The organism is Paenibacillus ferrarius (assembly GCF_002027705.1).
Classification (GTDB): Bacteria; Bacillota; Bacilli; order Paenibacillales; family NBRC-103111; genus Paenibacillus_E; species Paenibacillus_E ferrarius.
In genome coordinates, this window is the sequence record NZ_MBTG01000065.1 from 1 (window position 1) to 9,483 (window position 9,483).

8 protein-coding genes and 1 pseudogene are annotated in these 9,483 nt (G+C 36.8%); 8 read left to right on the forward strand and 1 reads right to left on the reverse strand.

Annotated features, from left to right (window positions below; all coding sequences use genetic code 11):
• Positions 1-94: 94 nt before the first annotated feature.
• The 6 genes from BC351_RS37305 (at position 95) to BC351_RS37330 (ending at position 5,953) form a co-directional block, all read left to right on the forward strand.
• Positions 95-937: a tyrosine-type recombinase/integrase gene (locus tag BC351_RS37305; RefSeq protein ID WP_079419886.1), complete on the forward strand. Its 843-nt coding sequence runs from the start codon at positions 95-97 to the stop codon at positions 935-937.
• A gap of 99 nt (positions 938-1,036) precedes the next feature.
• The gene (locus tag BC351_RS37310) at positions 1,037-1,627 is read left to right on the forward strand and encodes a GNAT family N-acetyltransferase (protein ID WP_079420715.1); all 591 of its coding nucleotides are present in this window, start codon (positions 1,037-1,039) and stop codon (positions 1,625-1,627) included.
• Between the two features lie 176 nt (positions 1,628-1,803).
• The gene (locus BC351_RS37315) at positions 1,804-3,387 is read left to right on the forward strand and encodes a Ger(x)C family spore germination protein (protein WP_279628402.1); all 1,584 of its coding nucleotides are present in this window, start codon (positions 1,804-1,806) and stop codon (positions 3,385-3,387) included.
• Positions 3,360-5,147: a UvrD-helicase domain-containing protein gene (locus BC351_RS37320; RefSeq protein ID WP_079420719.1), complete on the forward strand. Its 1,788-nt coding sequence runs from the start codon at positions 3,360-3,362 to the stop codon at positions 5,145-5,147. The genes BC351_RS37315 and BC351_RS37320 overlap by 28 nt, the downstream gene beginning before the upstream one ends.
• Positions 5,148-5,326: 179 nt before the next feature.
• Complete coding sequence (locus BC351_RS37325) at positions 5,327-5,650, forward strand: hypothetical protein (protein ID WP_079420720.1); 324 nt, start codon at positions 5,327-5,329, stop codon at positions 5,648-5,650.
• Positions 5,651-5,668: 18 nt separating this feature from the next.
• Positions 5,669-5,953, forward strand: a complete 285-nt coding sequence (locus tag BC351_RS37330; RefSeq protein WP_079420721.1) for a hypothetical protein — start codon at positions 5,669-5,671, stop codon at positions 5,951-5,953.
• 224 nt (positions 5,954-6,177) lie between these two features.
• Here BC351_RS37330 and BC351_RS37335 read toward each other — a convergent pair whose 3' ends face one another.
• Entirely contained in the window at positions 6,178-6,882 is a 705-nt protein-coding gene (locus BC351_RS37335) for an IS6 family transposase (RefSeq protein ID WP_079420722.1), read from the reverse strand.
• 174 nt (positions 6,883-7,056) lie between these two features.
• On the opposite strand from BC351_RS37335, the gene BC351_RS37340 reads away from it, so the two are divergent.
• Positions 7,057-7,584 carry a hypothetical protein gene (locus BC351_RS37340; protein ID WP_079420723.1) on the forward strand — a complete coding sequence of 176 codons (528 nt, stop codon included), beginning with the start codon at positions 7,057-7,059 and terminating at the stop codon, positions 7,582-7,584.
• An 886-nt stretch (positions 7,585-8,470) separates the two neighbouring features.
• Positions 8,471-9,483 (forward strand): annotated as a pseudogene (locus BC351_RS37345) (hypothetical protein); the annotation flags it as partial.

Consider the following 9,483-nt stretch of genomic DNA (forward strand, 5'->3'; position numbering starts at 1 on the left):
GAACGCTAGTACAACACACAGCTTAAGCGTTAAGATTAAATCCTCCCAATTCTAGCAAAGCTAGAGATAACATATATTTGGGAGGGTTTTTATTATGACATTGAAGGAGTTATGGATGCTGTATGAAGCTGACAAACGTATCCTGGGGTTCAGCTCGCATACCATGAAAGCATACTTTCTACAACTCAACATGTTGATTCGTGAACTGGGTAATCTGGAGATTGAAGAAATATTCTTAAATATGCTAAAAGATTATTTTGCAAGAGCATCAGAGCGATTAAAACCAAGTAGCTTAGGTCATCGAATTCGATTTGTACGCTCCCTATTTCGCTTTGCATTTGAAGAAGGCCATATGACAAGGAATCCTTCTCACAAGTTGAGAGAACCTAAGATGGACAAACGTATTCCGAAATTCCTAGTTGAGGAGGATGTTATTCATCTTAAGATTACCTGTCATTCTCATCGGGAGCATGCTCTGTTGGAGTTTCTGTACTGTACAGGCTGCCGTGTTGGAGAGGTTCAGAAAATAAATATTGAAGATGTTAATTGGGAGAACTGTTCAGCAATTGTGAATGGTAAGGGTTCTAAACAAAGAGAGGTATATTTCACTACCGAATGTAAGGTTTGGTTAAAAAGATATTTAGAGAGCCGTGGGGATACTTGTAAAGCATTGTTTGTTACTGAAACGAATCCGACCCGACGATTGTCGATTCCAACAATACGTTGGGCATTAAAAAAGCTGGCAAAACGAGGGGGAATTAATGCTAATGTATATCCTCATCGATTCCGTCACACATATGCATGTCAATTACTAGATAACGGTGCACCGCTAGAATTTATTCAGGGTATGCTTGGGCATGAAAAAGCATCTACTACACAGATTTATGCTCAGCTGCGCGGTGAGCGTAGGAGAGAATTATATCGTCGGTACTTTTAAGGCCATCATCGGTCACTTCTCAGCTAAAGGGCAGGATAAAGGATATGGTATAGTAAAAATATGTAATTATATTAATGATTTTAATGGAGGAACAGCATCATGACATGCAAAGGGGAAGGGCAACTGACTGAGATTCAAATCGAGGGTAGCGATATTTTATTGAGATTTGCACGGGAGTCTGATCTAGAGGAATACTTCACTTTTATACAAGATACTGAAATCAACCGATTGACTGGATCGCAAAGGGAATTCACCCGTGATGAAATTGCTACTTGTATTAGGAAAATAAGTGTTCAAAACAATGATCGAGTTGATTTTATGATCGTATTCAAAGGAATCAACGAGCTACTGGGCGAGGTCGTGTTAAATGAAATCGATTCTATCAACCTAAGCGCAAATATCCGCATCGGAATTCAAGGGACTCAGCATCGCGGTAAAGGCTACGGTACGGAAGCGATGATCCATATGCTACATATGCTCCGGTACGGCTTTAACATATTAAAGCTACATCGAATTCATTTGGGCGTGTATACTTTTAACCCACGTGCCATTCATGTGTATGAAAAGATCGGATTCAAACGAGAAGGGGTACAACGAGATTCCCTTTATATAGATGGGAAATTTCATGATATGATCACGATGGCTATTCTAGAAGATGAGTTCCGATTATTACATGATTCGTTACACTAACGGGTAACTTTAGTTGAATAAGCGCAACAGGAGAGGGCAGCCGTCTAAATGGAACGGCTGCTTTTACTCAACTAGTGGCAGATTACTCTAATACCTAGCAAATGCTATTCTTTAGAAAGTGGTGATCGAAAAGCAGAGGTCCACTAATTTCACTCCAGCGGCTACCTATTGTCACACTGCAATCAGCCCGTGGAAATACGATTTTCGAGTCGGTACGTGAGCTCACAACTACAACTCCAAGAAAAATTTATAATTCTCATTTGCGAATTCTAGTTATTGGAGAAGATTTGGCCAAAGAAGGTATAGCAAAGGTCTTAGATGGACTTTCGAGAGACCATGAATTAAGAACTGATTTCTACATTTTGGTTGCCAGGAATGCCACAGCTAATGAAGTGCTACGAACCCTAACACCTCTGGAGAAAATCCCCGCGAACAAGTTATTTACTTCTCTAGAAGCATCTGAGAAGAATTGGGGGGTCTCCTCAAAAGTTGATTTACATCAGCTTATATTTGATCTTGTAGAAAAGGGAAAAGATCCTATTCTAGCAGGCATTCACATTAAAGGAGAAGCTTCTGCGGGGCAGTCGCACTTAAACTTAAATTCAGTAGTCCCCTCAACTATCTTGGAATATCAGGGTCTTGCAGTCTTTCATAAAGATAAGTTGGTTGGTTGGCTAGGTTCCAAAGAGAGTAAAGGCTATAACTATATCCGAGGAAATATTAAGAGCACAATTGTGCGACTTGCGTGCCCAGAGGGTGGCGACTTGGCTGTTGAGCTTATTAACACAACTCATAGGATAAAAGGAATGATTGTTAATGGTCATCCTGAGGTCAATGTTAGTGTTCAAGCAGAAAGTAATATAGGTGAAGTTGAATGTAAGTTTGCACAAGGCATTATTTTTGTGGAGGGAGACGGTGAAAATTTATTAATACCAACAGTTGCTGAAATAATTGGAAGACCATTACATAAATATGGTGTTTCAATAGTTAATGTTGGATCCCTGGCATTCAAAAGATACTCTTCAATTTTTTTAAGAAGAAATGATCTCAAGCCATTAAACATTCCGATATCGATCATTACAGATCTAGACCTAAAACCGAAAAGTTTTTATAAAACCCCGAGTTACTTTGAATTAACAGACTTTCATACTGAAGAATTAAAGCTACTTTATAATACTGAGGATGATTTTGGGAAGGAACTCCATAAAAAATATATTGATTTTGACGATCTATTTGAAGAACTTGAAGAGACATTTGGCGAATTAAAAACACAATCATTAAGATCAGAAATAATTGAGTTAATTAGTCCTGTGTCAGGATTTATATATGAACCTATTCTTGCCCAAAGCGTCGAGGATAAAAAAACTAATTTATATAACGAAAAAGAAAGAACAAAGGTGTTTTTATCCACTCCCTGGACTTTAGAATATGCATTGGCAAGAAGCAGCTTATCTAGAGAATTTCAAGAAATTGTTTTGAACTCACACTATAAAAAAGCTAATTTTGTCACAAAACAATTAGATAAGTGGGCAGCAATAATTGACCCTGAGGAGCTTGCTGTCGATATATATAGATTCATTCTCGACAAAGATATATCTAAATCGATCATATCACAAAATTTTGCAAACCATTTATGGGAGAACAAAAGTAGAGCTCTAAGAAAAATAACTATTGATAAAGACTTAAATTATTTAATCGATGCTATTCTGCATGTTACTGGAGGGACAACGAGTTGGAATTTATCGATTCAGAATACTTGAGAATTGAAAAAATTCTTTTATCTGGAGGTTCCTTAAATTCTCGGCAAAAGGAATTTGTTAAACTTCTTGAATCAAAGATAATAATAGCTGGCCCTGGCTCGGGGAAAACGACTTCACTTTCATTGAAAATTGCTCTGTTTTTATCTTATATAAATAGAAATAATATTCCTGATGGTATCTGTGTTATTACACATACCAATGTTGCCGTAAATGAAATTAATAATGCGTTAGAAAAAGTGGGAGTAGGTAAATTAAGACATCCACATTTTATTGGGACAATACATGAATTCTTTAATAGTTATTGTGTAATTCCATACTTCAAAAGATATTATAAAAATACTTCCTTCTTTTTTGCAAAAGAACATGATAATTTGGATGCTTTTGTTTCAATACTTTCTAGGTCTTTTTCGTGGATGCAACCTGGAGTTAAAAAAAGTATTGCAGAAAGAGCTGAAAAAAGTCGTCTTATTCTAAATGAAACAACGAAAGTATTTGATTTAGAAAATACTTCAGATTGGGATATCGAAAAATTTGAAAATCATAAACGCAAAATGATAGATATAAAAATAAAGAGGAAGTCTCAGGGCTATTTAACATTTGATGAAACTTTTCTATTTTCTAAAGCTTGTTTGTTTGATAATCGTGTTGTCGAGATGCTAAGAGCTAGATTTAAATATGTTTTTATAGATGAGTATCAGGATACGCATAAAGATGGCGAAGCACTTATAGACATGATTTTTAATAGTCCTGATTGTATTTTGCAAAAGATCGGGGATCCATTCCAGACCATTGGATACGGACAATCAATGCCAATAATTCAAGAGGATGAAGTATTTAGACTTAATTTATCTGTTAGATTTGGTAAAGAGTTAGCTAATCATTTAAATATTATAGTACCTGAAGCGAAAATAATAACTGATCCAAATAAAGCTTCGTTTAAGCCAGTAATTTTTAAGTATAACAATCAAAAAGAGATTAGCACAGCATACATTAAATATATCGATAGTCTTGAAGGAATGAATTACACTTTTGATAAAAGCGAGCATGTAGATAGTATATTGGTACTTAGAAAAGTATCTAGTGAACATTATTTAAACGAGGTATATATAAAAAGCTCAAAAGATATAAAAGAGCCTCTATTAATTACTGTTAAGAAAATAATAGTGGACTTTATACATAAAAAGATATCTTCTTCTAACCAAGTAAATGCAATTGATTCACATCTGCTAAAACTAATCATAAATAAACATGAGCAAATATCAGAGGTAAAGCTAATAATATTAATTTTAATAAAAAATATCGAACAGCAAGATGCGCTAAAATTAATTAGAAACTGTATTAATAATGTTTTAGAGGAATATGGGATCAATGGAATAAATGTAACTAATTCAGTAATTATTCAGATAAAAACATTAATAGAACATCATATTAAGATGGCACCAGTAGAAGTGCAATATCTAGAAAAGTTAACCAGAGCTAATATTAGGACTATTCACTCTGTAAAAGGAGAAACTCATCGATCAGTATTGTTGTTAGATGAATTAGAAAATAAAACACTTACAAAAATATTCTTGAATCAGTACTCTGAGGATCAAAGTATTATTCCTTATAGTGAAGAAGAAATAATAAATAGAAATTTGTTATACGTGGCAATGAGTAGACCGACTCATTTATTTGTATTCGCAATAAATCAAGCGGAGTTAACACCAGAATTAATACAGAAGTTTGAGGGTTTAGGATGGGATATTGTAGAAACCTGAACCGGAATGGAGAATTGTCGGGAGGGAAGAAATAGATCTAATTTCCGACACTAAGACAGGGATGACGAAATTAGAAAGAAGAATAAACTTTTTGGAGATCAAATTTAGCTGGAAATAGATTACAGCTTCTAATCGCCAGCCAAATTAAAGAAGGCAATTGTTTTGACTGGGGAACTGAGTTGAAGAAAAACGAGGAGTTATTAGAAGCCATTCCCAAAGTAAACCCTATATTGAACCGACTTGTATCAGAGCCGAAATTTATGGTAGGAGAATTCCATCACAATTCAATAATTACAGGCGTAATTAAATTTACCTCTTCATTTGAATACTTCTTAAATGATTTAGTAATTAACTGCATGAGGCGTAATTATGGATTGTTAAAAAAGGGATTGAAAGATATCCCAATAACCCCATCTGATATCGTTGAGTTTACTGAAATGATAAATTTAAGATATAAGTATATTGAAATAATAGCACAAAATAATTGTAAAGGTGAGTTGTGATGTAAGAAATTAAAAAGAGTGTGTTCTTTTTTAGAAGTTTCTAATAAATACCTTTCAAACCCGATAAATAATACCATTGATTCCATATGGAAAATGAGAAATGTTATCGCACATGGAGCTTCTAGAAAATTATCTTATATTGATTATGATACTACTTTAGAGCATAGTATTGATTCTGATGATGAGGTTTTTATTAAGTTTATGACAAAATTTATTAAAGCTTCTGATATTTTAGAGGATTTAATGGTAAATTTAGATTTAGAAGCATTCGAGAAGTGGCCCGCGATAGATTTTGAACATTAAATAGACTAATACAAGGTTGATTAAAGATAGATAGTAAATTGAAACAGGGTTGCCTCGTTGACTCCTGTTTTTTTTATGAATTTATGCATTTCTTTGCCACAGACTTCTCTTTCAGCGGGAAATAAAACGGCGAGGTAGTATGGGCGATTTTATTAACAATCAAAAATAGGGGTTGTGTTGCAAAAATACAAAATGAATGTGTTGGTCGTAATATGTAAGAAATTTTATGCAGTCAACCCGAACAATTCATGAATCCATTCAACATAAGAAAGAACAGGTGGTATTTCAACCTGTTCTTTTCGTAGCATATGAAAAGCTTCAATTCCCATTATTGTTTTCTCGGCTGTATGGAATGATTTAAACCCCATCATTGGATTCGTTATTTTTTTGATGAATCGATGATCCTGTTCCACAATGTTATTAAGGTACTTTATTTGTCTGACTAGCGTTTCTTTCGATAGCTCCTTTTCATCCATTAACTGTTCGAATGCCGGTGGGTATGCAGGGTTCTTATCCACCGTAATCACTCGCGGTGATTGATTGTGTGGCGAAGATATTGCCTTCTTGAAAAAGCGTTTCGCTGCTTGGATATCGCGGTTTTCGGACAGCATGGAATCAATCGTGCTTCCTTCGGAATCTACTGCCCGATAAAGGTACTTCCAATGACCTCTAACTCTGATATAAGTTTCGTCGACTCGATAAGAATCGTTTGTTATTTTCAAGTAGGGGCGAATTCGTTTATCAATTTCAGGCCCGAACTGATGGACCCATCGCATAATCGTGGTATGAGAGATATTCAATCCTCGTTCTTCCATCATTTCCGCTACATCTCGATAACTCAAACTATATTTTGAATACCATCTAACCGTTAACAAGATAATTCCTGCTTCATAATGTTTCCATTTGAACAAATTCGATATCGTCTCCATATTCGTTTGGCCCCATCCCACATCTTTAGTTCAGCCAATAATACCACAGGGGGAAGTTTTTGCACCACAACCAAACAAAAGATCTTGGAAGAAAAAAACACTCATTGAAGGATTATCAGAAGTGTCGACGAACTCCTCAGAGTAGGAAATGGTTGGATTGAGGAGTGAGGTCTAATGAATTTTGATGAACTAACAGAAAAGTCATTCAAGACTATATCCAGAAGAATTCAAAGAGCACCCAGGAACAAGCTCTCAGAATTTAATGAAAAAGGTACATTGAAGAGTACGTTTTCTGTTACAAGCAGTTTTGGAGCTCTGACTGCTGAAATGAAGAATGAATTATCAGAGTTTCTAGATAGCTTATCAAAAACTGATCTAAAATTAAGGGATGTAAAGAAACTTCAAGGTTCGCTTGATAAGTTCATTTCTCAAGAGTATGAACATCATAGGAAATACCTCGAAAAAATTAATATTCTTGATGTTGGCAATGTAAACTGGGATGAATTTATTCAAGGGGAAGTAAGTGACACTACAGCTGGGATCCAGATAAAGGTGCTTATAATAAAGAAAATGATTTGTGATGGCAAAAAAAGAGTTTTGTGGGATATTGGAAAGATATTAATAACGGCGATTATAGGTGGCGTGATTGGCGCTTATATAAAACATTACTTTGACATTCAAATTCCCGTAATTAAAAAATGAGCCGGTTCTCAGAGGTGGGGTAAAAGTACAATGGCTTATTAATAATGTATGGCAAAAAATTTAATTTGATACAGGCAACTTGCAATAAATCGTCATGCGGAAGGTAAGAAGCCAAATCGGTACATCGTCATCAATACTGACGAGCCTTACGCGGATGAAGTAATCGAGATTATGAAGCGTCACGGACACTGGGGCTGATGGACAGCTTTGAATACGGAAGCACATTAAGAACACCCGCGTTTTCACCGTTCCGCGGGTGTGAGGAGGTTACGATTGGTCTACAGGACCCATTTTATTATATGCAATAAGAAGATCAAATGTGACTAATGTCGGAGTGTGAAATGGGTACCAGAAGGCACAGTTGCTTACCGCTTAATGATTGAACAGATGTAACATTTATGTTTCTTGCTTTTGATTTGCTGAAGGTTTTCACAGTATGCGCATTTCATGGTAAGTCACCCCCGACGTTATTATGCCCGAGAGTTGCGATTTAATGAAGAACATAGCCCAATTAGAAGAACCCTACGTAGTGACTAGTTACGAGGGTGGGTGGGGGGGGGATGGGATGGCAACCGACAAAAATTGTCGGGTGACAAGAACATTATCTCATTAATTACCGCGTAAATCGCGGTTTTTTTATTTTATGGGATCAAGTTCTTGTCACGAGCCAATGACAAGAACATGATCCCATTCCCGATTTTGACAAGAACTTGATCTCATTCCCGACAGATGGGTTCGGGAGTGAATGAGGTGGATATAGAAATACTTGGAAAGGATACCTATGATTGAACTAACGGGCAGTATAATGTGGTAAAATAAGGGTTGTGTGGTCAGGTGGGTAATAAATAAAACTATTAATGCAGTGGAATAGAATGGGGGAACATAAATGAAGAGAATATTTCTAATTATATGCCTTTACATGGGCAGCTTAACAAGTATAGCCTATGCCAAGTTTGACAGCTCACAAATTAAAGCTGATGTTCTGCCCTATGGTATGTCTAGCACGATCGATTTGATGACTACAACGTCGATGTATGAACAGCCAGATAATAAACTAAAAAGTCCAGCCGCACTAAGTCCTCAGAGTGTCAAGGTTCTCAGGTTTGAATATGAAAGCCGTCTGGAACCCGATGGCTACAGCTGGCTTCAAATCCAAACTTCTTGGCTCGGGAAAATGTGGATCAAACTGGATAACACTCAGATTGGTGAGATTCAGCCTCTCTCTATCGATGTGGAGCTAGCATCCGACACTCCATTATATGATAGAGCCTCTTTCGAATCTGCCAACGGAGCTACTTTGTCCCCGCAGAAGGTGCATGTTAAACGTGCATTCATCTCACCATCTGGCTTTAATGCGTTTGAGATTGAAACCTCATGGTTGGGTGATCAGTGGTTGATTCAACCCGAGTTGAAAGGAAACGAGGGGGATGGCAAGCGTCCGTTCCACTCAGCAATCAGTCCCGATTACGGCGATCTGATGAAAGTTAATAGAATTAAACTCTTGAAATTGGCTAACCAAACCTTCATCCAGGCAAGTCTTGTGATTCAAGAGGGAGCTTGGAACGCTGGTAGGATCAGCTACGGAACGGATGAGCGTTGGGTATATGGTGAGTTGGTTTTTTGGAATAAAGAGGGAGACACGATTACACGGATTCCTTATTCATCACGGATAAGGGCGGGGGAAAGTGGGAGTGTGAACCTATTACTTGCCCTACCGGAAGGTACGGACCTCTCCAAGACTGAATGGGTGACACTAAATCGTACCTTCCCCTTATACTTCGGACTACCGATGCCTCCTGGCGGAAAATTGCAGGATCAGGACGGAAAAGTTCGTTTGGGCATGAACAGGGTGCAGCACGGTGAGGGTTTTTCCGTAGGAAGTGCTGATATTCAAGGAAA

Bases quoted from the DNA above. Each gene is read 5' to 3' on its own strand.
- BC351_RS37310 (WP_079420715.1), top strand. From the start codon at position 1,037: ATGACATGCAAAGGGGAAGGGCAACTGACTGAGATTCAAATCGAGGGT.
- BC351_RS37335 (WP_079420722.1), bottom strand. From the start codon at position 6,882: ATGGAGACGATATCGAATTTGTTCAAATGGAAACATTATGAAGCAGGA.
- BC351_RS37340 (WP_079420723.1), top strand. From the start codon at position 7,057: ATGAATTTTGATGAACTAACAGAAAAGTCATTCAAGACTATATCCAGA.
- BC351_RS37305 (WP_079419886.1), top strand. From the start codon at position 95: ATGACATTGAAGGAGTTATGGATGCTGTATGAAGCTGACAAACGTATC.